The organism is Chitinophagaceae bacterium, assembly GCA_016699815.1.
Classification (GTDB): domain Bacteria; phylum Bacteroidota; class Bacteroidia; order Chitinophagales; family Chitinophagaceae; genus Ferruginibacter.
The window spans coordinates 821,289-846,990 of record CP065012.1; the positions used below are offsets into that span (position 1 = coordinate 821,289).

At 39.0% G+C, this 25,702-nt stretch carries 17 protein-coding genes, 1 tRNA gene and 1 pseudogene; 7 read left to right on the forward strand and 12 right to left on the reverse strand.

What is annotated here, in order from left to right; translation table 11 throughout:
- Window positions 1-125 precede the first annotated feature (125 nt).
- On the forward strand, window positions 126-1,163 hold the full coding sequence (locus IPO46_03630) for an endonuclease (GenBank protein ID QQS63697.1): 1,038 nt from the start codon (window positions 126-128) through the stop codon (window positions 1,161-1,163).
- Between the two features lie 91 nt (window positions 1,164-1,254).
- On the opposite strand, the gene rpoC is transcribed toward IPO46_03630, so the two are convergent.
- Together rpoC and rpoB are read right to left on the reverse strand one after the other, a co-directional pair.
- Entirely contained in the window at window positions 1,255-5,547 is a 4,293-nt protein-coding gene (gene rpoC, locus IPO46_03635; GenBank protein ID QQS63698.1) for a DNA-directed RNA polymerase subunit beta', read from the reverse strand.
- 101 nt (window positions 5,548-5,648) lie between these two features.
- Window positions 5,649-9,458 carry a DNA-directed RNA polymerase subunit beta gene (rpoB, locus tag IPO46_03640; protein QQS63699.1) on the reverse strand — a complete coding sequence of 1,270 codons (3,810 nt, stop codon included), beginning with the start codon at window positions 9,456-9,458 and terminating at the stop codon, window positions 5,649-5,651.
- A 514-nt stretch (window positions 9,459-9,972) separates the two neighbouring features.
- Between rpoB and IPO46_03645 the strand changes: the two genes are divergently transcribed.
- Window positions 9,973-10,045: transfer RNA gene (locus tag IPO46_03645), tRNA-Lys, on the forward strand.
- A 25-nt stretch (window positions 10,046-10,070) separates the two neighbouring features.
- Here the strand turns inward: IPO46_03645 and IPO46_03650 are convergent.
- The 3 genes from IPO46_03650 to IPO46_03660 all read right to left on the reverse strand — a co-directional run bounded on the left by IPO46_03650 (window position 10,071) and on the right by IPO46_03660 (window position 14,876).
- Window positions 10,071-10,826: an SOS response-associated peptidase gene (locus IPO46_03650; GenBank protein ID QQS63700.1), complete on the reverse strand. Its 756-nt coding sequence runs from the start codon at window positions 10,824-10,826 to the stop codon at window positions 10,071-10,073.
- Between the two features lie 9 nt (window positions 10,827-10,835).
- Complete coding sequence (locus IPO46_03655; GenBank protein QQS63701.1) at window positions 10,836-11,489, reverse strand: leucyl/phenylalanyl-tRNA--protein transferase; 654 nt, start codon at window positions 11,487-11,489, stop codon at window positions 10,836-10,838.
- Between the two features lie 102 nt (window positions 11,490-11,591).
- Window positions 11,592-14,876: a PD40 domain-containing protein gene (locus IPO46_03660; GenBank protein ID QQS63702.1), complete on the reverse strand. Its 3,285-nt coding sequence runs from the start codon at window positions 14,874-14,876 to the stop codon at window positions 11,592-11,594.
- A gap of 269 nt (window positions 14,877-15,145) precedes the next feature.
- On the opposite strand from IPO46_03660, the gene IPO46_03665 reads away from it, so the two are divergent.
- Entirely contained in the window at window positions 15,146-16,027 is an 882-nt protein-coding gene (locus tag IPO46_03665) for an FkbM family methyltransferase (GenBank protein ID QQS63703.1), read from the forward strand.
- Between the two features lie 97 nt (window positions 16,028-16,124).
- On the opposite strand, the gene rplL is transcribed toward IPO46_03665, so the two are convergent.
- The 4 genes from rplL to rplK form a co-directional block, all read right to left on the reverse strand.
- Window positions 16,125-16,502: a 50S ribosomal protein L7/L12 gene (gene rplL / locus IPO46_03670; protein QQS63704.1), complete on the reverse strand. Its 378-nt coding sequence runs from the start codon at window positions 16,500-16,502 to the stop codon at window positions 16,125-16,127.
- 114 nt (window positions 16,503-16,616) lie between these two features.
- On the reverse strand, window positions 16,617-17,120 hold the full coding sequence (locus tag IPO46_03675) for a 50S ribosomal protein L10 (protein QQS63705.1): 504 nt from the start codon (window positions 17,118-17,120) through the stop codon (window positions 16,617-16,619).
- Between the two features lie 32 nt (window positions 17,121-17,152).
- Window positions 17,153-17,842 (reverse strand): 50S ribosomal protein L1, encoded by a 690-nt coding sequence (locus IPO46_03680; GenBank protein ID QQS63706.1) that lies wholly within the window; start codon window positions 17,840-17,842, stop codon window positions 17,153-17,155.
- A 46-nt stretch (window positions 17,843-17,888) separates the two neighbouring features.
- Window positions 17,889-18,335 carry a 50S ribosomal protein L11 gene (rplK, locus tag IPO46_03685; protein QQS63707.1) on the reverse strand — a complete coding sequence of 149 codons (447 nt, stop codon included), beginning with the start codon at window positions 18,333-18,335 and terminating at the stop codon, window positions 17,889-17,891.
- Window positions 18,336-18,561: 226 nt separating this feature from the next.
- On the opposite strand from rplK, the gene IPO46_03690 reads away from it, so the two are divergent.
- The 4 genes from IPO46_03690 to IPO46_03705 all read left to right on the forward strand — a co-directional run bounded on the left by IPO46_03690 (window position 18,562) and on the right by IPO46_03705 (window position 22,015).
- Complete coding sequence (locus IPO46_03690) at window positions 18,562-19,260, forward strand: ABC transporter permease (protein ID QQS63708.1); 699 nt, start codon at window positions 18,562-18,564, stop codon at window positions 19,258-19,260.
- 34 nt (window positions 19,261-19,294) lie between these two features.
- A complete protein-coding gene (locus IPO46_03695; GenBank protein QQS64310.1) occupies window positions 19,295-19,483 on the forward strand; it encodes a CcmD family protein in 189 nt (62 codons plus the stop codon).
- A gap of 102 nt (window positions 19,484-19,585) precedes the next feature.
- Complete coding sequence (locus IPO46_03700) at window positions 19,586-21,004, forward strand: Glu/Leu/Phe/Val dehydrogenase (GenBank protein ID QQS63709.1); 1,419 nt, start codon at window positions 19,586-19,588, stop codon at window positions 21,002-21,004.
- Window positions 21,005-21,112: 108 nt separating this feature from the next.
- Window positions 21,113-22,015 carry a methionyl-tRNA formyltransferase gene (locus tag IPO46_03705; protein QQS64311.1) on the forward strand — a complete coding sequence of 301 codons (903 nt, stop codon included), beginning with the start codon at window positions 21,113-21,115 and terminating at the stop codon, window positions 22,013-22,015.
- Between the two features lie 196 nt (window positions 22,016-22,211).
- Here IPO46_03705 and IPO46_03710 read toward each other — a convergent pair whose 3' ends face one another.
- From IPO46_03710 to IPO46_03720, 3 genes and pseudogenes are all read right to left on the reverse strand, one after another.
- Window positions 22,212-23,342: an aminopeptidase gene (locus IPO46_03710; protein QQS63710.1), complete on the reverse strand. Its 1,131-nt coding sequence runs from the start codon at window positions 23,340-23,342 to the stop codon at window positions 22,212-22,214.
- A gap of 6 nt (window positions 23,343-23,348) precedes the next feature.
- Entirely contained in the window at window positions 23,349-24,284 is a 936-nt protein-coding gene (locus IPO46_03715; protein QQS63711.1) for a LysM peptidoglycan-binding domain-containing protein, read from the reverse strand.
- A 53-nt stretch (window positions 24,285-24,337) separates the two neighbouring features.
- Window positions 24,338-25,701 (reverse strand): annotated as a pseudogene (locus tag IPO46_03720) (RNA methyltransferase).
- Between the last annotated feature and the right edge of the window lies 1 nt (window position 25,702).

The following is a 25,702-nucleotide window of genomic DNA, read 5'->3' on the forward strand; positions in this document are numbered from 1 at the left end:
AGAGCGGCAAAGGTAATGAGCAATTGCGAAATAACTGTTAAGACTTCTACACATTCTTTAACCATAACCCAATATTTTCCATTATTTTTCAGGCAAACCCTATCTTTGATTACTTTTTTATAGTTATGAAAAAAATTATTTTCTTTAGTCTATTGATTATCAATAGTTCAACATTTGCACAAAACAAATACAATGTTTCTTTAATAGGTTTTTATAATTTAGAAAACCTGTACGATACTATTAACGACCCAAATAAAAATGACGAAGAGTTTTTGCCTAATAGCACAAGGCAATATAATGGAAGGATTTATTGGGATAAATTGAGCAGACTTGCCGATGTTATTTCTCAAATGGGTACAGATATTACACCTGATGGGTTGGCCATGCTAGGTGTTGCAGAAATTGAAAACGATACCGTACTCAATGATTTGGTGAAACAGGAAAAATTAAAAAACAGGCATCTAAAATATGTGCATTATAATTCGCCAGATATACGTGGCGTGGATGTAGGGCTTATTTATAACCCGAAATATTTTACCCCAGTTTATAGTAAACCACTTTTTGTAAAATTACCTGGTGGGGCAAAAGACTCATACCTTACCCGTGATGTGTTGTATGTAAAAGGAATTTTGGATGGAGATACCATTCATGTTTTTGTAAACCACTGGCCCAGCCGTAGTGGTGGCGAAGAGCGTTCCATGCCGGGCAGGGCTGCAGCTGCTGCTACTGCAAAAAAAGTTATTGATTCCTTAATGGCTATTAATATTGAAACAAAAGTTTTATTAATGGGCGATTTAAATGATGATCCTATAAGCCCAAGCATTACCAAAGTTTTGGGTGCAAAAGGTAAAATGAAAGAAGTGGGCCCCGGGCAACTTTTTAACCCCTGGGTGGAAATGTACAGGCGAGGGATTGGTACATTGGCTTATCAGGATGCCTGGGGATTATTTGATCAGGTGATCATTTCGCATGGCTGGCTTAATAAAGAAAAGGATGGTTATTTTTATAATAAAGCTTTAATTTTCAATAAAGATTTTTTGGTGCAAAAAACGGGTAAATACCGTGGGTATGGAAAAAGAACCTGGGACGGTAATACGTATAATTATGGTTATAGCGATCACTTTCCGGTGTATGTGGTGTTTTTGAAGAAGGTAAAAGAGTAATAAATACTTTTACATTAAATCTTTCCGGTTAACCTATAAAAAAAGAGCAGGCCATAAACCTGCTCTAATAATTTTTGATTATTCAACCCTGTTATTCTTCCTCATCAAAGCTCATTACCTCTTTGGTTGTCATCAGTAATTCATATTCTTCCTTGCTGCCTACAATCATGTTTTCAAATTCTTTTAAGCCTGTGCCTGCTGGAATATGATGGCCTGTGATAACATTTTCTTTAAGTCCGAGCATATCATCTGTTTTGCCCTGGATGGCTGCAGAACTCAACACTTTGGTTGTTTCCTGGAAGGATGCTGCGGATATCCAGCTATGCGTGCCCAATGATGCTTTGGTAATACCCAGCAACAAGGGTGAAGATGTTGCAGGTTTTGCATCCCTGAATTCGGCTAGCTTTTTATCTGCCCTTCTTAAGGTAGAATTTTCTTCCCTCAATTCCCTTACAGAAACAATTTGACCGGTTTTAAGTTTGGCGCTTTCTCCCTGGTCGGTTACCACTTTTTTATCAAAAATGTAATCGTTCTCGGTATTAAAGTCCATTTTATCTTCTGTATCCCCTTCCAGGAACTTGGTATCGCCGGCATCTTCAATGGTTACTTTACGCATCATTTGCCTTACGATAACTTCAATGTGTTTGTCGTTAATTTTTACACCCTGTAAACGATAAACTTCCTGTATTTCATTTACCACATATTCCTGTACGGCAAATGGGCCTTTTATTGCCAAAATATCAGCAGGTGAAATTTGGCCATCGCTCAGTGGTGAACCGGCTTTTACAAAATCTCCGTCCTGAACCAGTATCTGGCGGCTTAAGGGTACAAGGTATTTACGAATTACGCCATCTTTTGCTTCAACAATAATTTCTCTGTTACCTCTTTTTATAGCGCCAAATGTTACCACACCGTCAATTTCGCAAACTACGGCAGGGTTGCTTGGGTTCCTTGCTTCAAAAAGTTCAGTTACACGTGGTAAACCGCCCGTAATATCTTTTAATTTGCTAAGTATACGTGGAATTTTTACCAACACCTGGCCACTCCTTACGTCATCGGCTTCTTCCACAACAATATGGGAACCTACAGGAAGGTTATAAGATTTCTTATCTTTTCCTTCTACAACAATTGCCGGTAACTTTGTTTTATCTTTTGTTTCAATAACCACTTTTTCACGGTGACCTGTTTGTTCATCGGCTTCATCCCGGTAAGTTATACCTTCAATTACGCTGTCAAATTTTATAATACCATTGCTTTCGGCTACTATTACATTGTTAAACGGATCCCAGGTACATATCACATCAGCTTTATTAATTTTTTGTCCGTCTTTTACAATAAGTACAGATCCGTAAGGAATGTGCATGCTGTTGAGTAAGCGGTCGCTCTTTACATCTATACATCTTATTTCGCCGGTACGGCCAATAACCACTTGTATTTTCTTTCCATCTACAGCTTCGGTAGCTACAGTACGCAAACCATCAAATTGCAGGGTTCCATCAAACTTTGAGTAGAGGCTGCTTTCAACAGATGCACTGCCTGCCACACCACCTACGTGGAATGTACGCAGCGTTAACTGTGTACCCGGCTCACCAATGGACTGTGCGGCTATAATACCTACTGCATCGCCACGCTGTGCCAAAATTCCGCTAGCTAAGTTTTTACCGTAGCAATTTACACAAACACCTCTTTTGCTTTCGCAGGTTAATACAGAGCGTATTTCAACCGTTTCAATTCCGCTTTCTTCAATTTTATGTGCTGTTTCTGTATCTATTTCTTCACCGCCATTAATAATTAATTCGTCGGTTACAGGGTGGTAAACATCATGCAATGAAGTACGGCCTTCAATCCTATCACTCAATGGTTCAATAATATCTTCATTATCTTTTAATGCGCTTATAGCAATACCACGCAAGGTGCCGCAATCTTCTTCATTTATTACCACATCTTGTGCAACGTCAACCAACCTACGGGTTAGGTAACCGGCATCGGCTGTTTTTAATGCCGTATCGGCAAGGCCTTTACGGGCACCGTGGGTACTAATAAAATATTCTAATACACTTAGACCATCTTTAAAGTTGGCCAAAATGGGGTTTTCAATAATTTCTGAACCAGAGGAACCGCTTTTACGTGGCTTTGCCATCAATCCCCTTAAACCGGCAAGCTGCTTAATTTGCTGCTTGCTACCACGGGCACCGCTATCCAGCATCATAAACACAGAGTTGAATCCTTGCTTATCGGCTGAAAGTTCACGGATAAGTGTTTCCGTTACTTTTGTATCTACACGACTCCAGATATCAATAATCTGGTTATACCTTTCGTTATTGGTAATAAGCCCCATATTATAACTTTCCCACACTTCTGCAACTTCGCTTTGGGCATTTGCAATAAGGTCTGCTTTTACCTGTGGAATGATAAGATCATTAATATTAAATGACAAACCACCACGGAATGCCATACGGTAACCTAGTGTTTTAATATCATCGAGGAATTTGGCGGTTACCGGAACACTTGTCCATTTAATAATGTCACCAATAATTTCCCTCAGGTTCTTCTTGGTAAGCAATGCATTTACAAAACCTACTTCTTTGGGAACAAACTGGTTAAAAATTACCCTGCCTACTGTAGTTTCAATAAGCTTATAGGTTAATGTGCCATCGGAATTACGCCAGTTGGCTTTTACTTTTATGTTGGCATGTAAATCTATTTGCTTTTCATTATAGGCAATAATTACTTCATCGGCATTATAAAATACTTTTCCTTCACCTTTTACTTTTTCTTCAGGTGTAGATTTTTTGCCTTTGGTGATATAATACAAGCCAAGCACCATATCCTGTGAAGGAAGGGTAATAGGCGTACCATTTTGCGGGTTAAGGATGTTGTGAGATGAAAGCATGAGCAATTGCGCTTCCAAAATTGCTGAATTACTTAGCGGAACGTGTACCGCCATTTGGTCACCATCAAAGTCGGCATTGAAAGCCGTAGTTACCAGAGGATGCAACTGTATTGCTTTTCCTTCAATTAACTTGGGTTGAAATGCCTGTATGGACAACCGGTGAAGCGTTGGCGCCCTGTTTAGCATTACGGGGTGGCCTTTTAAAATATTTTCTAAAATATCCCAAATAATGGCTTCTTTTTTATCTACCAGTTTACGGGCACTTTTTACGGTTTTTACAATTCCTCTTTCAATAAGTTTTCGAATGATAAATGGCTTAAATAATTCTGCCGCCATATCTTTTGGCAATCCGCACTCATGCATTTTTAATTCGGGGCCCACAACTATTACAGAACGGCCGGAATAATCCACACGTTTACCCAAAAGGTTTTGGCGGAAACGACCCTGCTTACCCTTAAGCACATCACTCAAAGATTTTAATGCACGTCCACCTTCGGCTTTTACGGCGTTGGATTTACGACTGTTATCAAACAAAGAATCTATAGCTTCCTGCAGCATGCGTTTTTCGTTGCGCAAAATTACTTCTGGCGCCTTAATTTCAAGTAATCGTTTTAAACGGTTGTTACGGATAATAACACGGCGGTACAGGTCATTTAAATCGGATGATGCAAAGCGGCCACCATCTAAAGGAACTAATGGACGCAATTCCGGTGGAATAACTGGTATGTATTGCATAACCATCCACTCCGGACGGTTGTTGATTTTTGAATTTGCTTCACGGAAACTTTCTACTACGCTCAGGCGCTTTAAAGCATCTGCTTTACGCTGCTGAGATGTTTCATTTGCTGCAGCTGTTCTTAAGTCAAAGCTCAGTTGATCAAGGTCCAATCTTTCCAATAGAGCATGAACGGCTTCTGCGCCCATTTTGGCCACAAATTTATCGGGGTCTTCATCGGGCATCATTTGGTTTTCTTTTGGCAAGGCATCTAAAATATCGAGGTATTCTTCCTCGGTAAGCAAGTCGCCATAATTTTGACCTTTATCGGCACGCATACCGGGCTGAATTACCACAAAACGTTCGTAGTAAATTATTGTTTCGAGTTTTTTGGAACTCATGCCCAGTAAATACCCAATTTTGTTGGGTAAAGATTTAAAATACCAGATATGCACTACAGGAACTACAAGTTTAATATGGCCCATACGTTCCCTGCGAACTTTCTTTTCGGTAACTTCTACACCGCAGCGATCGCATACGATGCCTTTATAACGGATACGTTTATACTTGCCGCATGCACACTCAAAATCTTTTACGGGCCCAAAAATTCTTTCGCAAAACAAGCCGTCTCTTTCCGGTTTATAGGTACGGTAATTAATGGTTTCTGGTTTTAGCACTTCACCATAGCTCCTTTCCAGAATAGTATCCGGTGAAGCAAGCCCGATTGTAATTTTTGAAAACGTTTGTTTTTGTCGGTTTTCTTTTTTGAATGCCATATTAAAAGCTAATAATTTTTAAAAAATATAATTAGAATAGAGTTGGCCAAAATCACAGCAGTAAAATATTTGTTTTCACTACTGCTAAACAGTAATTTTTTTTATTCAAAAGTAAGTTCAAGACCCAGGCCTCTTAATTCATGCACCAATACATTAAACGATTCCGGAACACCCGCTTTAGGGATATTATCGCCTTTTACAATTGCCTCATAAGTTTTGGCACGGCCAATAATATCATCGGATTTAAGCGTAAGTAATTCCTGCAAAATGTTGGATGCGCCATAAGCCTCAAGCGCCCACACTTCCATTTCACCAAAACGCTGGCCACCAAATTGTGCTTTACCACCTAAGGGTTGTTGCGTAATGAGTGAGTAGGGCCCTATAGAACGGGCATGCATTTTATCATCTACCATGTGGTGCAGCTTAATCATATAAATAATGCCCACGGTTGCTTTTTGGTCGAAGCGTTCACCGGTTTCGCCGTCGTATAAATAAGTATGGCCAAATTTTGGTAGCGCAGCTTCATTAACCCTTTCATCTATTTCTTCTACAGAAGCGCCGTCAAATATTGGTGTGGCAAAACGCACCCCAAGCTTTTCGCCGGCCCATCCTAATACGGTTTCATAAATCTGGCCCAGGTTCATACGGCTGGGTACACCAAGTGGGTTCAATACAATATCTACGGGTGTGCCATCTTCCAGGAAAGGCATATCTTCTGGCCTTACAATTTTGGCAACAATACCTTTATTACCATGGCGGCCCGCCATTTTATCGCCTACTTTTAGTTTGCGTTTAACGGCCAAATAAACTTTTGCCAGTTTTAATACACCGGCAGGCAACTCATCACCAATGCTGATGTTGAATTTTTCTCTTTTGTAACGGCCCAGCTCTTCGTTAAACTTAATATTATAGTTGTGCAATAAAACGTTGATAAGGTTATCGGTTTTTGCATCACCCGTCCAACCTAGTGGGTTTACATTGCTGAAATCTATACCGGAAATATTTTTTACGGTAAACTTCACGCCTTTGCCAATTAAAATTTCGCCAAAGCTATTGGTAACGCCCTGGCTGGTTTTATCTTTCAGCAGGTTTTGCAATTTATTTTGCAGCAACTCCATCAAATCTTTTTCATTGTCTTCGTGTTGCTTTTCTATTTTTTCCAGTTGTGCTTTTTCACGCACTTTGGCATTTTTATCTTTCTTGGCACGCTGAAACAATTTTTTATCAATAACTACACCCTCGGTTCCGCTTGGCGCTTTTAAGGAAGCATCTTTTGCATCGCCGGCTTTATCGCCAAAGATGGCACGCAATAATTTTTCCTCAGGAGTTGGGTCGCTTTCGCCTTTGGGCGTTATTTTACCAATAATTATATCGCCTTCTTTTATAGAGGCCCCAATACGGATGATACCATTTTGATCCAGGTCTTTTGTGGCTTCTTCGCTTACGTTAGGGATATCCGGCGTTAATTCTTCTTCGCCCAATTTGGTATCTCTTACTTCAGTTTCAAATTCGCTAATATGGATTGAAGTAAATAAATCTTCTTTTACAACTTTTTCAGAAATTACGATAGCATCTTCAAAGTTGTAGCCTTTCCAGGGCATAAAAGCCACTTTAAGGTTGCGGCCCAGTGCAAGTTCACCGCCTTTGGTAGCATAGCCTTCGGTAAGGAAATCGTCTTCACTTACTTTTTGGCCTTTAACAACAGCAGGGCGCAGGTTGATGCAGGTTTCCTGGTTTGTGCGCACAAACTTGGTGAGTTTATAAATGGTAAGGTCGTCTTCAAAACTTACCAGTTGCTGTGCTTCGCTTCTTTTATAACGAACATGTATTTCGTTGGCATCTACAAATTCTACCACACCATCGCCTTCGGCATGTATTTGTATCCTTGCATCACGGGCAGCTTTGGCTTCAAGGCCTGTACCTACAATGGGTACTTCGGGCTTAATAAGCGGAACCGCCTGACGTTGCATGTTTGAACCCATGAGTGCACGGTTGGCATCATCATGCTCTAAGAAAGGAATTAAGGATGCACTTAAGCCCACAATTTGATTGGGCGCCACATCCATAAACTCTACTTCTTCTTTGGGTAAGATGGGGAAATCGCCGGTTTGACGGCTTTTGATCATGTCTTCAACAAAATTCCCTTTATCATCTATATCAATATTTGCCTGTGCAATTTTTGCGGTATCTTCTTCTTCGGCGCTTAAAAAAGTAATTTTTTTCAAATCTACTTTTCCATTATCTACTTTACGATAGGGTGTTTCAATAAAACCCATTTCGTTGATTTTTGCGTGAACGCAAAGTGTAGAAATCAAACCAATATTTGGTCCTTCAGGCGTTTCAATGGTACACAAGCGGCCATAGTGGCTATAGTGTACGTCACGTACTTCAAAGCCTGCCCTTTCCCGGCTTAAGCCGCCGGGCCCGAGTGCAGAAATACGGCGCTTATGGGTAATTTCAGAAAGCGGGTTGGTTTGATCGAGAAACTGTGATAACTGTGAGGTACCAAAAAAGGAGTTAATAACCGAAGACAAAGTCCGGGCATTAATTAAATCTACCGGAGTAAATACTTCATTATCTCTTACGTTCATCCTTTCCCGAATGGTACGTGCCATACGGGCAAGGCCCACGCCAAACTGTGCATATAATTGCTCGCCTACGGTACGTACACGGCGGTTGCTCAGGTGGTCAATATCATCTACTTCACTTTTACCATTGGTTAATTGCACCAGGGTTTTAATGATTACGATGATATCATCTTTGGTAAGCACTTTCTTTTGAATAGGAAAATTTAAGCCCAGGCGGCGGTTAATTTTATAACGGCCTACTTCGCCCAAATCATAGCGCTTATCGCTAAAAAATAATTTATCAATAATGCCTCGGGCCGTTTCATCATCGGGTGCATCGGCGCCACGCAGTTGTTTATAAATATGCTGCACGGCTTCAAGCTCACTATTGGAAGTATCTTTATTAAGGGTATTATAAATAATTGCGTAATCACCGCTTACTTCTTCTTTTTGGATAAATACGCTTTTAACTTCCATTTCCTGGATGAGGGCAATATTGGCTTCATCCAGTACGGTGTCCCTTTCTAATATCACTTCGTTTCTTTCCAGCGATACTACTTCACCGGTATCTTCATCCACAAAGTCTTCCACCCAGGTACGCAGTACACGGGCAGCAAGACGCTTGCCAATATTTTTTTCCAGTGTTTTTTTGTCGGCTTTTACTTCATCGGCCATGCCGAATAATTCCAAAATATCTTTATCGGTTTCGTAACCTATAGAACGCAATAATGTAGTAACCGGAAATTTTTTCTTACGGTCAATGTATGCAAACATTACATTGTTGATATCGGTAGCAAATTCCATCCATGCACCTTTAAAAGGAATTACACGGGCAGAATAAATTTTGGTACCATTGGGATGCACACTTTGGCCAAAGAACACACCTGGTGAACGGTGCAGCTGGCTTACTACAACCCTTTCGGCGCCATTAATAACAAAAGTTCCCCTTGGCGTCATGTAGGGTATATTGCCCAGGAAAACATCCTGAACAATGGTTTGAAAATCCACATGCTCTTCATCATTACAACTCAGGCGCAGCTTTGCTTTTAAAGGCACCGCATAAGTAAGGCCCCTTTCAATACACTCGTCAATGGTATAGCGTGGTGGATCTACAAAATAATCCAAAAACTCCAACACAAAAATGTTCCGGGTATCGGTGATGGGAAAGTTTTCTTTAAATACACGAAACAAACCTTCGTTGTTTCTTTTATCGGGTGTGGTTTCTAACTGGAAAAAATCTTTGAACGATTGAATCTGGATTCCGAGCAAATCGGGTTGCTCTGCTAAAAGTTCAACTTTACCGAAATTGATACGTTTAGCAGCGTTTGATTTTGTTGCAGACATATTTATTTAAAACGTTTTAAAGTGCGAAGACCTTTATTTTAAGAAGGGTTTTGCGGAATGCCACTAACCCAAATTTCATAAAGGACGGCAAAGTTAGGGAATTTTGACCGGACTAATAGAAACAAAATGCGGTTTTTTATAAAGATGGTAAGATTTTTGATATTTTACCAAACTGTCAAATATTGAATAATTATAATATAGTAGTATTTTTTGCCATTTTACTAGTATGAGCCAAAAGTTTAAACAGTTTATGCTTCAAATTTTTTCTAATCCGGCATTTCTTAACCCTGGTTTTTTAAAAAACAAAATATTTTGCTACAAACCTAATGTTATATAAAAAAATGTTTATTTAACGGGATTTGCATACAATTTAAAGCAACCAGGTAGTTTCACTGTGATACAATTGGCCTTAGTTTTGTTTTGCAATAATTTAAAATTTAATTTTACCCGCTACAAAAATTTTGTGGCAAGAGTTTTCAATTTTTTTTTATTACTGAAATGTTGAGAACAAATTGACTCCTTAGCTCAGTTGGTAGAGCTACTGACTCTTAATCAGTAGGCCCAGGGTTCGAGTCCCTGAGGGGTCACTAACAAAATACAGTAACGTATTTTTTATTTTATTAGTTCTGGTAACTCTTCAAAATAAAAAGCTTCCAAAGGGCTTATACTTGTTTTAAAATTTTTGGCAATAGTAAAAGCAACCATATCATTTGCGGGTAATTGAAATGATGCAATCTCTTTAATTTGTTCTTCAGTTAAATCATTCTGCAACCATTTTTCCGCAAGTTTTTCGGTGAGTATTACCGGCATGCGTTTTTTATGGTTATGCAACTGCTCCATTAAGGCATTGGCCTTTGTTGTTACAATGGCAAAGGTATCCATGGTTTCGCCGGTTTCTTTATCGGTAAAAGGTTGCCAAATGCCGGCCATAAAAAAATACTCTTTATTATTAAGTTCAATACAGTATGGATATTTATTTTCTTTTTTTTTCGTTGCAGGTTTAAAACTGCGCCATTCAAAAAAATGCGATGCCAAAACCAGGCATCTTCTTTTGAGCGCTGCATCCCTGAACATTTTACTTTCCAGCAGTTTTTCAGATGAAGCATTGAGCCAGGGTATCCCCTGCCTGCGTGCCTGTTGCACCTGCTCCATTGTTTTTATCCAAAAAGGGATAAACTCCCAATGCATGGGCACTACTTCGTAACTGCTTTCATTTTTTTTTCGGATTACTGGAGCTTTGCCATAGTTAAAGCCGTTGATGAGTTCCTGTAATTCTTCTATTGCCGCAATATAGCCCAGCTCCAGCTCTATATTGTTTAACCGGATAAAATTCATCTTATCTACTTTATGGCCATAGAAATTGCACATAAAAAATGATTACTTATTTATGAATGAATGTATCTTTTTTGTAAATCTTTCTGCACTGATCATTTCTGCACCAAAGCTTGCCAGGTAATCGGTGTACATTTGGCAGTCTATTATTTGTATGCCTTCATTTTGCAATTGCTGCACATAGTGTACAAAACCAAAACGGGAAGCATTACTTACTTTACTAAACATACTTTCCCCAAAAAATATTTTGCCCAGCTTAATGCCATACAGGCCGCCAACAAGTTTTTCGTTTTGCCATACTTCCACGCTATGGGCAACCCCCATTTTATGCAACTGCACAAATGTGTTCATAAGGTCGTTAGTGATCCAGGTTCCCAACTGGTTGGTACGCTCCAGATTTTTGCAATTTTCAATTACTTTAGAAAAACTTTGATTTACGGTAATTTCAAAACATTTTTTTTTGATTAATGATTTTACGGTTTTATTGATACGGAGTTTATCGGGAAAAAGTACAAACCTGGGATTGGGATAATGCCAGTACACCGGGCAGTTTTCTTCGTACCAGGGGAAAATGCCCATTTGATAAGCCAGTAAAATCCTTTGAGGCGTTACATCGCCGCCTATGGCTACAATACCAGTGGGGCCGGTTTGGGTTACTGGGGGGAATATTAATTCATCGGTTAAAATGGGTATGTTCATATTCACAGTTCAATTGCTGTGTAAAGTTAAAAAGCATTGTATTAAATTAATAAAAAAAACCGGGAAGAAAACTCCCGGCATTCGTTTAAAATAAAATTTTACTTAATTTCTTTTTTCGTAAGCAGGCGTTACGGGTGCATTATAGCCTTTGTTTTTTAAGGCATTTTTAATTTCGGTAATTGCCCTGTCAAGTTGCACATCGTTGCCTTTGGCCATTTCGGCAAGGTTTTCATCTACTTCAATATCCGGGTCCACACCATGGCCTTCTCTAAACCATTTTCCATCCTGGTTGTACATCCTAAAAGTAGGCGCAGTAATACTTCCTCCATCAATTAAGTTTGGCACACCGCTTATGCCAATTAAGCCGCCCCATGTACGGGTGCCAATTAACAATCCTAAATTTTTCTTACGAAAAAAATCAGGAAAGGCATCTCCGCCGGAACCACTCCAGCCGTTTATGAGCATTACCTTGGGGCCAAAGTGAGCAAAAGGCGGCCAGGGCCAGGGCTCGCCATCTCTTGTTGCCCAATAGGCCAATGGTGTACGGTTGAGTTGCTCAATAAACCTGTCGGGAATTTGCCCGCCACTATTAAACCGTTCATCAATTATTAATGCTTTTTTATCCCATTGTGCATTGAGTTGGCGTAGCAAATCTTCCTGCCCGTCGGTACCGGTGCTTTGTACATAAATATAGCCTACTTCTCCATTTGTAGCTTTGGCTACATACCTACGGTTGTCTTCTACCCAGGCCATGTACCGTAAATTATATTCATTGGCTATTGTTTCCACCACTACAGTTTTTGCTCCTGCAAATTCAGGCTTTGTATTATAGGTTAATTCTACTGTTTTTTTATCAAGGCCCTGAAAATTAGCATAGGGCTCGGTTTCGGTTGTAATGGGCATGCCATTTACTGCCAAAATATAATCGCCTTCTTTTATGCCAATGCCCGGTTCATCAAGTGGTGATTTTAACGAAGCATCCCAGCTTGCTCCACGAATAATTTTTTTAATTTTAAAAAAGTTACCATCTGCTTCCCAATTGATACCCAGGTAGCCCACGGGTTTTACCGGCGACCTTTCCATATCGCCACCGCCATGATAAGTATGTGATGCATTTAATTCGCCTATCATTTCGCCAATAATAAAATCTACTTCTTCCCTGGTTACCGCATCCTTCAACATAATTTCATAACGCTCTTTTACCTGGTTCCAATTTACGCCATGCATGTTGGGGTCATAAAAATAATCCCGTTCCAGGCGCCATGCATCGGTAAATATTTGCTTCCATTCCATTGCAGGGTCCACCTTCATTTCCATTTCGTTTAAGCGAATCATTTTTTCCATTTTTTGGTTTTCCGATGGCTTAATTACCGAATAACTATTGCCCCGCTTTACCAGTATTTTTTCCCCGTTTGCACTCAGTTGGTAACTCTCTATATTTTCTGAAATATTTTTTTCTTTCCTGTCTTCAATATCGTAATATTTTAAGGCTGGTTTTGCATCATCGGGGCTGCCAAGGTTAGGGTATTTTTGGTAAATAATTTTTCCTTTTACAGCAGAAAGGTTGGCATAATTGCCTGCGGCAACCGGCAATATTACCATTCTTGATTCCAAACCATCAAAATCAATGGTTACATCAACCTTATCTTTTTCTTTTGCGCTTATATCATTTTTTGATTTTACACTATCTTTCTTTTTATCCTCTTTTCCTTCTTCTTTTTTTCCTTCATTTTTATCATTCAATTTAATATCTACTGTATCATTTTGTGTATAGAGCAATGATTTATCTGAATTTTTCAGGGAAATAGCAGCCAATTGTGTAGAATTGCCATATACAAATGAATTATCCAAATCGCTGTAATAGGGGTTAAAAGCCTGGTTGGTGGTTAATAATAAATATTTTCCCTGTTCATCAAAAACCAAGTCGCCAATATTATAATAGCCACTGGTTACCTGCTTTGTGGTTTTGTTTTTTGTATCGTAGATAAAGGCTGCTTTATGGAAATTGCTTAAATCCCGTGTATAAGCAATCCACCTGCTATCGGGCGACCAGCTTAAAATAAAAGCTTCGCAGGCGCCATGCATAAAATAAAGCGCCTTATCTATATCATAGGTTTTGCCGGTAGCAACATCGCAATATTTTATCTTCATTGCTTTATCAATAAATGCCAGCATTTTACTATCGGGCGACCAGTATAAACTATAATTAAACCCTGAAGTGAAATTTGTTATTTTTTTTGGTGCAAGGTCATTTTCTTTTATCCATAAATTATATTCACCGCCTTCGTCGCTCCAGTAAGCAAGTTGCTTGCCATTGGGCGACCATGCCGGGTACCTTTCGGCAAAACCCGGGCTTTGGGTAATATTTTTCACAAAACCATTTTCTGCGGGCAACGAAAAAATATCGCCACGGGCTTCTGCAAGCAGCCGGTTGCCATCGGGGCTTATGGAAAAATGCTGCACATATTTTTCTGCTGATACATTTTTGGGTTTTAAATCGGTTTTATCCATTACCAGGCTTACATTAACGCTTTGGCATTTTTGGGTGGCAAATGAAAAAAGGTATAATTTTCCGCCTTGTTCAAATACAATATCATCGGGTCCGGAAGATGGGAAATGGATATCGTATTCGGTAAACTTAGTAAGTTGTTCCAGTTTTTCAGAACCCAAAGAATAGCGCCAGAGGTTCATACGTTGCTCTGCGCCACGGTCGGATAAAAAATAAATATAATCTCCGTTCCACATAGGAAATTCACTACCTGCAACTTCATTCTTTGAAATATTTTGTGAAGTATTTTTTACAAAATCGTATATATGGATATTGGCTTTCCAACCACCCCGGTAGCGTTTCCAGTTACGAAAAGCCTGCGAAACAAAAACCAGGGCCATTTTGGTGCCATCTGGCGAATAAGAACCAAACTCTGCATAAGCAAAGGGTAATTTTGTTGCTGCTCCTTTTTTTGCAGGTATGGTAAAAAGCTGGCCAAACCTGTTTCTGCCGCTTTCCCTTCCGGAACCAAAGAGTACATTTTTTCCATCCGGCGTCCAGTCTATTACCCTTTCTGTAAACCCATGATACGTGAGCCTTTCGGGCACACCGCCGGTAACTGGAAGCGTATATATTTCATTATTGCCATCGTAGTTGGCGCTAAATGCTACCGTTTTACCATCTGGAGAAAATTTTGGAAATACTTCAAGGCCTGCAGGTGAACTAAGCTTTTGTGCCGTTCCCCCGGTTTTGGGCATTATCCAAATATCATTGGCATAAGTAAATACAATTTGTGTATGGGAAACATCCGGAAAACGGAAAAGCCCGGCATCAATTTGCTGTGCACCTGATATTGCAGACAGTGAAATTAAAACATAGGAGATTATAATTTTTTTCATTTTAGCCAGTTAAAGATTAAAAATTTAATAAGTACACAATGTATACAAAAAAAATACTATTGGTTATTTTTAAGTAGTTTTTTTATTTGAATGGCGGTTTTTGGGCTATTTACACAATAAGGCCTCATTTTTTTTGAAATGAAATTATTTTAAGGTTTTTATAATGGAATAACTGCTCACTTGCCAACAGCAGGTGAATATTTATCACGGATTTTTCGATAAAAAAATGGTAAGTTTCCACTCAATCTTTTTTTAAAGCATAAAGCAATATGAATTTTACCAGGGTAATTTCCAATATCCTCAATCATCCGTTTAACAGGCAACATAAGTTGAAAGCTTTTCAGCGGTTTATAAAATGGCAACTTGCTTCCAAAATTTTAAATTACCCTGTAATTGTTCCTTTTACCGATAAAACCTGGTTGATTATTAAAAAAGGAATGACTGGTGCAACAGGAAATTATTACTGCGGGCTACACGACTTTGAAGACATGGTTTTTTTAATGCACTTTTTAAGAAAGGAAGATTTATTTATTGATGTGGGCGCCAATATTGGCAGCTATACCATATTGTCAAGCGGACATGTAGGTGCAAATACTATAAGTGTAGAACCAGTACCTTCTACTTTTAAAAACTTAATGAACAATATTGCCATCAATCATATTTTACCCAAAGTAAAGCCGCTAAATATTGCACTTGGCCATGAGAAAACAGAACTGTTGATTACCTCAACCTATGATACCATTAATAACATTAAATATAAAGAAGAGGAAGGAACAGTAAAGGTTACTGTGGATACCTTAGACAATATAATAGAACCTGATCATTCCAATATTTTATTGAAAATAGATGTAGAAGGTTTTGAGGCAGCAGTATTGAAGGGCAGCAATAAATTGCTATCCAACCCTGCGGTAAAAGCAATAATTATGGAACTAAACGGCCTTGGGGAACAATATGGGTTCGATGAAAAAGAAATGCACTATTTCTTACTACAGCAGGGTTTCAACACGTATTCATATTCGCCCTACGAAAGAAAGCTTACTCAAAAAAATAAACTGGATATTAATAATACCTTGTATATACGAAATGAAGAGTTTGTAAAAAAACGCCTGAGTGAAGCTGTAGTGATCAATATTGCTGGGCAGCAAATATAAGCTTTGCGGAAAAAAATACCTTTTCGATATTTATTAAAAATAAAAAAGCTGTATCAAATATGATACAGCCTTTAAATAAAATAAATTGAACGCTTAATTAGGCTATTTCAACTTCGGCTCCAGCTTCAGTTAATTTAGCTTTCATTTCTTCTGCAGTGGCTTTATCTACAGCTTCTTTAATAGCTTTAGGTGCGCCATCTACCAGGTCTTTAGCTTCTTTTAAACCAAGGCCGGTTAAATCTTTTACGATTTTAACTACAGCAAGTTTATTTGCACCACCGCTTTTCAGCACTACATTGAAAGCCGTTTTTTCTTCGGCTGCTGCTGCTCCGCCAGCATCACCACCGGCGCTTACTACTACTGCTGCTGCAGCGGGTTCAATACCATATTCTGCTTTAAGTACTTCAGCTAATTCCTGAACTTCTTTTACTGTTAAGCCTACCAGGCTTTCTGCTAATGATTTTACGTCTGCCATTTTAAGTTAAATTTTTTCCTCCTTCATATCCAAAAAATTTTCGGATCCGGAGGATGATTAAAAAAATTGTTTTGCCTTTTTCTTGTACCGTCAGCCAGGTGTATTTTAAAAAAATTACTCCGCAGTTGCTGCTTCGGGCCTGTTTTGCAAAGCGCCAATAACACGTTGAATTGGTGATTGCAGCAAGCCGATAACTTCACCAATGAGTTCATTTTTGGTTTTCATTTGTGTAAGCGCCTTTAACTGGTTATCGCCTACAAATACATCCCCATTTATAAATGCCGCTTTAAGCACAGGTTTTTCACCATTGCTCTGCTTACGAAAACTGCTGATGATAACCGCTGGGTTTTTGGGGTTTTCGCTAAACATAAGTGCAGTTACTTTATGCAGTGAATCATAAACGGCTGCATATTTTTCCGCATCCAGGCTTTCCAGCGCTTTTTTTATTAAAGTATTTTTAGCCACTTTAATTTCTACCTGTTGGTTAAAACAATGTTTGCGTAACTGGCTCACCTGTTCTACAGTAAGGCTCTCCGTATCGGTAACATAGAAGTTGTTGTACTGTGCAAACTTGCCCTTAAGCACTTCTATTACTTCGTTCTTTTCTTGCTTTGTCATAACAAATATATTTTATAACCTATTGCTTAGGTTTAGTTTTGAACAGATTTTGTATCAATCATAATGCCGGGGCTCATTGTGCTGGCCATGCTTACTCCTTTGAGGTAAGTACCTTTTGAAGTGGCTGGTTTTAATTTAATTATAGCATTGATGAACTCCTGGCAGTTTTCGGCAATTTTTTCGGGGGCAAAACTTATCCTGCCTACAGAGGCATGAATGATGCCCACTTTATCTACTTTAAAGGCAATTTTACCACCTTTAAGATCGTTTATTGCGCCTGCTACATCATTGGTTACCGTACCGGTTTTAGGGTTTGGCATTAAATTACGTGGCCCAAGCACTTTACCCAGTTTACCAATTTTTGGCATTACAGATGGTGTTGCAACAATTACGTCAATATCCGTCCATCCGCTTTCAATTTTGGTTATAAATTCATCCAGGCCCACAAAATCGGCGCCTGCAGCATTTGCTTCTGCTTCTTTATCGGGTGTACAAAGTACCAATACCTTTTTGGTTTTGCCGGTACCATGTGGCAAGGAAACAGTTCCACGTATTGCCTGATCGGCTTTTTTAGGATCTACTCCTAAACGTACATGGAGGTCAATAGAGCTATCGAATTTAGTTGTGTTTACTTCTTTTACTAAAGTTGAGGCTTCACTCAGCGTATAGGCTTTGTTGGCATCAACCTTAGCATTTGCTAATTTTCTTTTTTTAGAGATCATTGTAAAAGATTTTTAAAGTTTGCTTTTGTTACAAACAGGTTGATGATTAATTTTTTTCCCAGGGAGCCTGGCCTTCTACGGTTAAACCCATGCTGCGTGCAGTTCCGGCAACCATGCTCATGGCGCTTTCTACTGTAAAAGCATTCAGGTCTTCCATTTTATCTTTAGCGATTGCTTCTACCTGTGCCCAGGTTACTTTACCCACTTTAATACGGTTGGGTTCTTTACTGCCTTTTTGAGTTTTTGCAGCTTCCATTAGCTGAACGGCAGCCGGTGGAGTTTTAATAATAAAATCGAATGATTTGTCGGCATAAACGGTAATTAATACAGGAAGTACTTTTCCTTGTTTATCCTGGGTGCGAGCATTGAACTGCTTGCAAAACTCCATGATATTGATACCTTTAGAGCCGAGTGCCGGGCCAATTGGCGGCGCTGGATTGGCTTGTCCTCCTTTACACTGAAGTTTGACATAGCCGGTAATTTCTTTTGCCATTTTTAAAAAATTTTGGTGTTAACGTCTGCCAACAGGCAAACTCCCAATAAAAAAATTCTTAAAGAACTATTTGGGGCGGCAAAGTTAGGGCTTTTTACCGAATTTAGGCAAGAGTTTTAAAAAAAAATTAATCTCTGTATTTCCTCCTCTAAAAATTTAAAAAAGAAGGTTTTATAACTATCCTTACCATAACTTTGCGGCTCAATCTACAAAAGTAGTTCAAAGGGTGCGTAAAAGTTGGTGGAAAATATTATCTTTTCTTATACTGGTTTATACAATTGTTGCCGGTTTTTTAGGTGATGTTCCCCGTTTGTTTATTTTAAATGAAACCATTCGTAATCTCTACTTTCATGTGTGTATGTGGATGGCAATGATGGTGCTTTTTACTTTAAGTATTATCTATAGTATTAAATACTTGGGTAATAACAACTACCGTTACGATATTTATGCAAAAAACTATGCAGCAGTAGGTGTACTCTTTGGGTTATTAGGCTATGCTACCGGCGCAATATGGGCCAATTATACCTGGGTTACCGATCAGGGCCAAAGCCTTGGCGCAGTACTTAAAGAGCCTAAACTTATTGGCGCAGCAATTGCCGTATTAATTTACTGTGCATATTTTGTACTCAGGGGTTCATTTTTAGATATGGATAAACGAGCAAGGGTAAGCGCCGTGTATAATATTTTTGCATTTTCCATGCTTTTTCCCAGCATTTGGATCATTCCCCGCCTTGTTGGCAGCCTCCATCCTGGCGCACCGGGCAGCGATAGTGGTAACCCTGCCCTTAATTTTAAAGATATAGATAGCAGGCTAAGAATGGTTTTTTATCCGGCAGTTATCGGCTGGACCTTGCTGGGCGTATGGATTGGCACTTTAAAAATACGATTAGAATTAATGAAAGAAAAATCTTTATTGCATGAATAAAATTACGGCCCATTATTTACAAAGATTTTGCAGCATCTTATTTTTAGCTTGCCTGGGTTCTATAAACTCATTTGCCCAAAACCAGCCTGAAATGGCAGATACCATGAGGAGTAATGGAAAAATTTATGTGGTAGTTACGGTGTGCCTGGTAATACTCATTGGTTTGTTTTTGTACGTATGGAGATTAGACCGTAAAATAACCAGGCTGGAGAAAAATCAATAAAGCCCAACAGGTGAACTAAATCACCTAAAGCTTTTATACATTTGTTGCATTAATTTTATTGCTTGCAGGGTAATTGCCCTTTTCACAAAAAAAATAAATCATATGAGTTCACAACAGTACAGTTTTTTTCAAAGTGTAGAAAAAAGTTTTGACAAAGCTGCAAAATTTACCAAATGGGATTTGGGAATTTTAGAACAAATAAAAGCCTGTAACAGTGTTTACAGGATGCGCTTCCCCATTAAAAGAGATAATGGCACAATTGAAGTTATTGAAGCGTATCGTGTGCAACACAGCCAGCATAAATCGCCATGTAAAGGAGGTATCCGTTTTAGTGATGAAGTAAACCAGGACGAAGTAATGGCTTTAAGTGCGTTAATGACGTATAAATGCGCCATTGTAAACGTACCTTTTGGTGGTGGTAAAGGCGGCATAAAAATAAACCCACGCAACTACTCTACTTATGAACTGGAAAAAATTACCAGGCGCTATACTGCCGAGTTGGTAAAGAAAAATTTTATTGGCCCGGGCATAGATGTACCTGCGCCGGATTATGGAACCGGCGAAAGGGAAATGGCCTGGATTGTAGATACTTATGCATCCCTTAAACCAGGCGAAATAGATGCTGCAGGCTGCGTTACCGGGAAACCGGTAACACAAGGTGGCGTAAGGGGAAGAAAAGAAGCAACCGGCCTGGGCGTTTTCTTTGGTACCAGGGAAGTGTGCAATATGGAAGATGTAATGAAAAAAATGGGTTTAACTACAGGTATTGCCGGCAAAAAAGTGGTAGTGCAGGGATTGGGTAATGTAGGCTATCACTCTGCCAAATTTTTTAGAGAAGCTGGTGCAATAGTTATAGGACTTGCCGAATACGAAGGCGCAATTTTTAATGCCAGCGGGCTTAATGAAGATGAGGTTTTTCAACACCGTAAAAAAACAGGGTCTATATTAAACTTTCCAGGGGCAACCAACCTGGCAAAAAATACCGATGCACTGGAAATGGAATGCGATATTTTAGTACCGGCCGCATTAGAAAATGTTATTAATGGCGAAAACGCACCCAGGGTAAAAGCAAAAATTGTAGCCGAAGCAGCCAATGGCCCTTGTACGCCTGAAGCCGATGAAGTTTTTACAAAAAAAGGCATCCTATGCATTCCCGATATGTATCTTAATGCAGGTGGCGTAACCGTAAGTTATTTTGAATGGCTAAAAAACCTGAGCCATGTACGCTACGGCCGTATGGAAAAACGATTTACCGAAAACCAAAATGCCCATATACTTTCCACAATGGAAACCCTTACCGATAAACAAGTGAGCGATGAGGAACGCAAATTTATTATGCATGGGCCCGAAGAGGTTGACCTGGTACATAGCGGACTGGAAGAAACCATGATTTCTGCAACACGGGAAATTATGGATATATGGCAAAGCAATCCTGCTATCCCCGACATGCGTACAGCAGCTTATGTAAATGCTATTAATAAAGTGGCAACCAGCTATGCCGAACTGGGAATTTTCCCATAGCAGTTATGATTAATGATTTTTTGAAGCGGTAGTTTTCCCTGCCGCTTTTTTATTTTTGGCCATTAACTTTGTTGCATGATTCTATATAAAGATTTACGTATTGTTTTTATGGGTACACCTGAGTTTTCCGTTGCTTCATTGGAGGTTTTGGTAAATGAGGGTTGCAATATTGTTGCGGTAATTACAGCGCCCGATAAGCCCGCCGGACGTGGGATGCAAATGCAGCAAAGCGCCGTAAAACAATATGCATTAAGCAAACATTTAAAAATATTACAACCCGAAAAGTTAAAAAATAAGGATTTTATTGATCAACTTAAAGAGTTGAAAGCAGATTTACAAATTGTGGTTGCTTTTAGGATGTTGCCCGAAATAGTATGGAATATGCCACCCTTGGGCACCATAAACCTGCATGGAAGCCTGCTACCGCAATACCGGGGCGCCGCACCCATTAACTGGGCCATAATTAATGGCGAAAAACAAACCGGTGTAACTACATTTTTATTACAACACGAAATAGATACCGGCAATATTTTATTACAGGAAGGTTTTGCCATTGAAGAAACGGATGATGCCGGTAGCATACATGATAAAATGAAAAAAATTGGCGCCGCTGTTCTGCTTAAAACCGTAAAAGCCATTGCATCTGGAACGCTTAAAGCTAAACCTCAATTAACAGATAATAACAGGGCTTTGCAACATGCACCTAAAATATTTACTGAAACCTGCCTTATTAATTTTAATAAACCAGCTAACGAAGTATTTAATTTAATCAGGGGATTATCGCCCTACCCTGCTGCCTCGACCATACTTAATAATAAAAAATTAAAAATTTATAAAGCTGCAATAATTAAAACGCAGCCACAAATACCTTCCGGGCAATGGCAATCGGATAAAAAGAATTTTTTGTACTTTTCCTGTAGCAATGGATATATCAGCGTACTGGAATTGCAGCTTGAAGGAAAAAAGAAAATGAAGATTGATGAGTTTTTAAGAGGATATAGGTTTGAATAAGGAATTTGTACTTACTGCTCATAAATTATATTTAATGAAGCCTTTTTAAAATTATTTTTACTTTTTAGCTACTGAGCACTTTTTTACACAAAACAGCTATTATGTAACCTATAAAATAGAAAGGCATGAAAGCAGGGCGAGTATACCCATTACCATAAATGGAAATTCCATTTTGTAAATTGCGTAGTACCTGCATTTATTTTAGTTTCAACCTGGCCAAAAACTCCTTGCTCAGCGCCGCCTTTGGCATTACCAGGCTGATGGTATTAATGGCAAAATAAGGCCCGGAAACTTCAATGAGCCCATTATACGGACCAATATTTCCCCAGGAATTTTTTACTGTAAAAAATTCTTTGCCTTCTTTTGTTTTAACCAGCCCGGTGATATGCATCAGGTGATCGTCCTGCGTAGTAAGGTTTTCAAATAACTTTTGGCGTATAGCCGGGTTCCATTCTGCTTCGGGCATATCGGCAGTAAAAGAATCGGCAGCAACTTTTTTAACCGGGTCAATATACAAGGCCAAGCCTTTTTTTTGCCTGAAACCGTTATTGCTCACATCGGCATCCCACAATACCGTAAAGCCGTTGTTGATGGCTGCTTTGGTAACCTTTATTAATTCTTCCATTGGAATGTTATAATAACTCCCATTGCTGAAATTATCGGGTATATCAATAATAAAAGTCTCGTAGAAAGGCTTGTGCGTAAACGAAGTAAGGTTTACATAATCCGATGCATTAAACTTCAAGACTTCTACTGCAAAATTTTTTGCCGTATATTCTTTGCCTTCAAAATTGAATTTATCAGGAGCTGCGCCCATGTATTTATCCAAGATTTGTGCTACTCCTTTTTGCCAATGCGGCATAAGTGGTTTATGTTTCAATAAGCTGTCAAGATAAATTTTTAATTCATTCACTAACTTACTATGGTTATACTCTTGCTGGGTGGGCAATAAGCCGCTATAAGCCTCTTCGGGCATGGATCCGTATTTGGCAATAGCCTCTATTACATTATGGCCAAGCCCGCCTTCGCCAAACTGTGCTGCTCCTTGCCGCATAACATAATTGGTAGCTTTATCTAAATAAATATTTCGTACCGTAAACATTTCGCTGAGGTTAATATTGCTATTGTTATTTTTTAGCAATTGGCTCTCCAGCAATGATGTGGTGGAAAAAGACCAGCAGGTACCCGTTTGCCCCTGGTTTTTTACTGCGGTGGCAAGGTTTGCTTTTTCAATACTAAAATCATTTTTTAATGCTTCCGGGATATCCTGGGCAGATAAAAATAAAAAGCTTGTAACAAAACAAATACAAAAAATAAATTTTTTCATTTTACATTAATATTGAACTGAACAATTAAAGTTGGTTTCCCCATCACCAAGGCTGGCGGCGGCAGCATTACTTACAATTATGGTTAACGCATCATTTTGTTTCATTTCGGGAATTACATCCAGCACTTTGGCATAAATTATTTTTTGCGTTTGCGCCGAAGTTATTTTTACTATGGTACCTGCCGGCGCCATATTGTATAAGCAATAAAATTTTCCATCGTCCCAGCCGCTGGTACTTTTAAACGTGCTGGCCAAGCCGGTTTCTGATTTTAGATTTTTATTAGTTGATTGCTCCTGGTATTTTGCCTGGAAAAAACCTAAGCTGGTAACTGTAGTTTTGGATGGCTGCTCCTGCACAGGTTTTGATTGGGACATTTCTACTTTTTCTTTTATTATTTCCGGCTCATCCTGCTTTTTTGAATTTTTATTAATTGGCGTTTGTACAATTTCAGTTTTAGCGTTGCCATTTTCATACCCTACAATCAACTTTTCACCAATTGTTAAACTTTCACCAGAAAGATGGTTCCACTTTTTAATATTCTCTATAGAAGTGTTGAACCGCTTACTAATACCATATAACCCTTCTTTGGGTTGAACTGTATAATATATTGCCGGTAAATTTTTGAGTTCCTGTGCAATGGGAGCTGATTTCTTTTCAGGCTCCAGAACATTTTTCTTTATGGGTTCGGCTGGTTTTTCAGTAACAGCGGTAGTAGCAGCCGTTTGCGGCATGGGCGCTGCCGATGATGGGATTTTTAAAACCTGCCCAAGGCTAAGGCCTTTATCAAATGGAATATGGTTGTACTCTGCCAGTGCACGGGGATGAACATTATATAAACGGCCTATTGAAAAAAGTGTTTCCTTGGCTGCAACTGTATGTGTTTTTTGCGCCATTGCAGCCAATGGCAAAGCACACAACAACAGGGCAATTATTTTTTTCATGGTTAATAATTAGTGGCTACAAAGATGCAAAAAAATAGCGTTAAAAAATATGCTTATTTGTTAAGGATACGCCATTCCTTTGGATAATAATTATTGGCCCTATTGGGTAAAATTTTAATAAACCCAATTCCGAGTGATTTATACTTTAGCAATGCCCAGCCTTTTACCGCTGTTTCAATACGGATATCTTTCCGGCGTAAATAATCGAGTGCAATTGATTTCTCTGCTTCGATAACAGGAAATTTTCCGGCAATTTGTGTAGCCAAAGCCAACTCATGATGTGGCAACAACTCATTACGCAACAAAGCGCCCACCTGCACACCGGCTTTTTTTAAATAAAGTACTTGCTGCAATTGTTGCAAATGGGCAAACCCCTTTTGCGGAAAAGCAAATACATCATTATTGAATTTAAATAAAGCAATATCGCCCTTAATATCGGTATACTGCTGCACCAGGTTTATTTCATTTTTTGAAAGCGGGTTAAATTTATTTCCCACTGCAATTTTTATGGTTCCGATATCTTCATTTTTTCTGAAAGCAGCCATATAAAACCCTTCGCCTTTTAATTTATTCGGATAAAATCGGTATCCAATAGCATTGCTGCCTTCAGCTTTTGACGCAACAATATTCCATAATGGATTTATTGAAAGCTCCAGGGAAGCCATATTTTTTTGTTGCATCAGCCAATTTGTAATAGCCTCATTTTCCTGGAGGGAATAAGAACAGGTGGAATAAATTAAAATACCATTTTGCTTTAAAGCAGGCAATACATTAGCTAAAATCCTTTGTTGCCTTTGGCTGCAAAATTCTACTGCCTTTAAACTCCATTCTCTCATGGCCGCTTCATCTTTCCTGAAAAGGCCGCTGCCGCTGCATGGCGCATCCACTACTATTACATCAAAAAAATTTTTAAGCCTGCTAAAATCAGATGAATCATTATTGCTTACCACAACATTTGCTGCGCCCCATTTTGCAATATTCTCCGAAAGTATATTTACCCTGGATTTTATTACTTCGTTACTAAGCAGTAAACTGTCTTCTGAAATCAAGGATTGAATAAGTGTTGATTTTCCACCTGGTGCTGCACATAAATCCAGTACCGTTAAATTTTCTTTAAGGTTACAGGTTTGCCTGAGCGCTTCTGCTAAAAACATGCTGCTTGCTTCCTGCACATAATATGCGCCTGCATGAAAAAAAGGGTCGAGTGTAAACGAAGGCCTTTCAGGAAGGTAATACCCATCGGCATTCCAGGGAACATGCTCCGAAAAGGGAAATTCAAGTTGTTGCAAAAATTTTTTTGGGTGTTGATCCGGACAGCCGTAACCTGCTCTCCAGCTTCATGTGAAGCAATAAAACTGTCTTTTTCAAAACCCGGACAGTTGGCTAAAGAGTTTAAAAAATCTGCTGGAAATTTCAAC

Coding starts and splice junctions, on each gene's coding strand:
- IPO46_03630 (QQS63697.1), top strand. CDS start 126: ATGAAAAAAATTATTTTCTTTAGTCTATTGATTATCAATAGTTCAACA.
- rpoC (QQS63698.1), bottom strand. CDS start 5,547: ATGGCATTCAAAAAAGAAAACCGACAAAAACAAACGTTTTCAAAAATT.
- rpoB (QQS63699.1), bottom strand. CDS start 9,458: ATGTCTGCAACAAAATCAAACGCTGCTAAACGTATCAATTTCGGTAAA.
- IPO46_03650 (QQS63700.1), bottom strand. CDS start 10,826: ATGTGCAATTTCTATGGCCATAAAGTAGATAAGATGAATTTTATCCGG.
- IPO46_03655 (QQS63701.1), bottom strand. CDS start 11,489: ATGAACATACCCATTTTAACCGATGAATTAATATTCCCCCCAGTAACC.
- IPO46_03660 (QQS63702.1), bottom strand. CDS start 14,876: ATGAAAAAAATTATAATCTCCTATGTTTTAATTTCACTGTCTGCAATA.
- IPO46_03665 (QQS63703.1), top strand. CDS start 15,146: ATGAATTTTACCAGGGTAATTTCCAATATCCTCAATCATCCGTTTAAC.
- rplL (QQS63704.1), bottom strand. CDS start 16,502: ATGGCAGACGTAAAATCATTAGCAGAAAGCCTGGTAGGCTTAACAGTA.
- IPO46_03675 (QQS63705.1), bottom strand. CDS start 17,120: ATGACAAAGCAAGAAAAGAACGAAGTAATAGAAGTGCTTAAGGGCAAG.
- IPO46_03680 (QQS63706.1), bottom strand. CDS start 17,842: ATGATCTCTAAAAAAAGAAAATTAGCAAATGCTAAGGTTGATGCCAAC.
- rplK (QQS63707.1), bottom strand. CDS start 18,335: ATGGCAAAAGAAATTACCGGCTATGTCAAACTTCAGTGTAAAGGAGGA.
- IPO46_03700 (QQS63709.1), top strand. CDS start 19,586: ATGAGTTCACAACAGTACAGTTTTTTTCAAAGTGTAGAAAAAAGTTTT.
- IPO46_03705 (QQS64311.1), top strand. CDS start 21,113: ATGGGTACACCTGAGTTTTCCGTTGCTTCATTGGAGGTTTTGGTAAAT.
- IPO46_03710 (QQS63710.1), bottom strand. CDS start 23,342: ATGAAAAAATTTATTTTTTGTATTTGTTTTGTTACAAGCTTTTTATTT.
- IPO46_03715 (QQS63711.1), bottom strand. CDS start 24,284: ATGAAAAAAATAATTGCCCTGTTGTTGTGTGCTTTGCCATTGGCTGCA.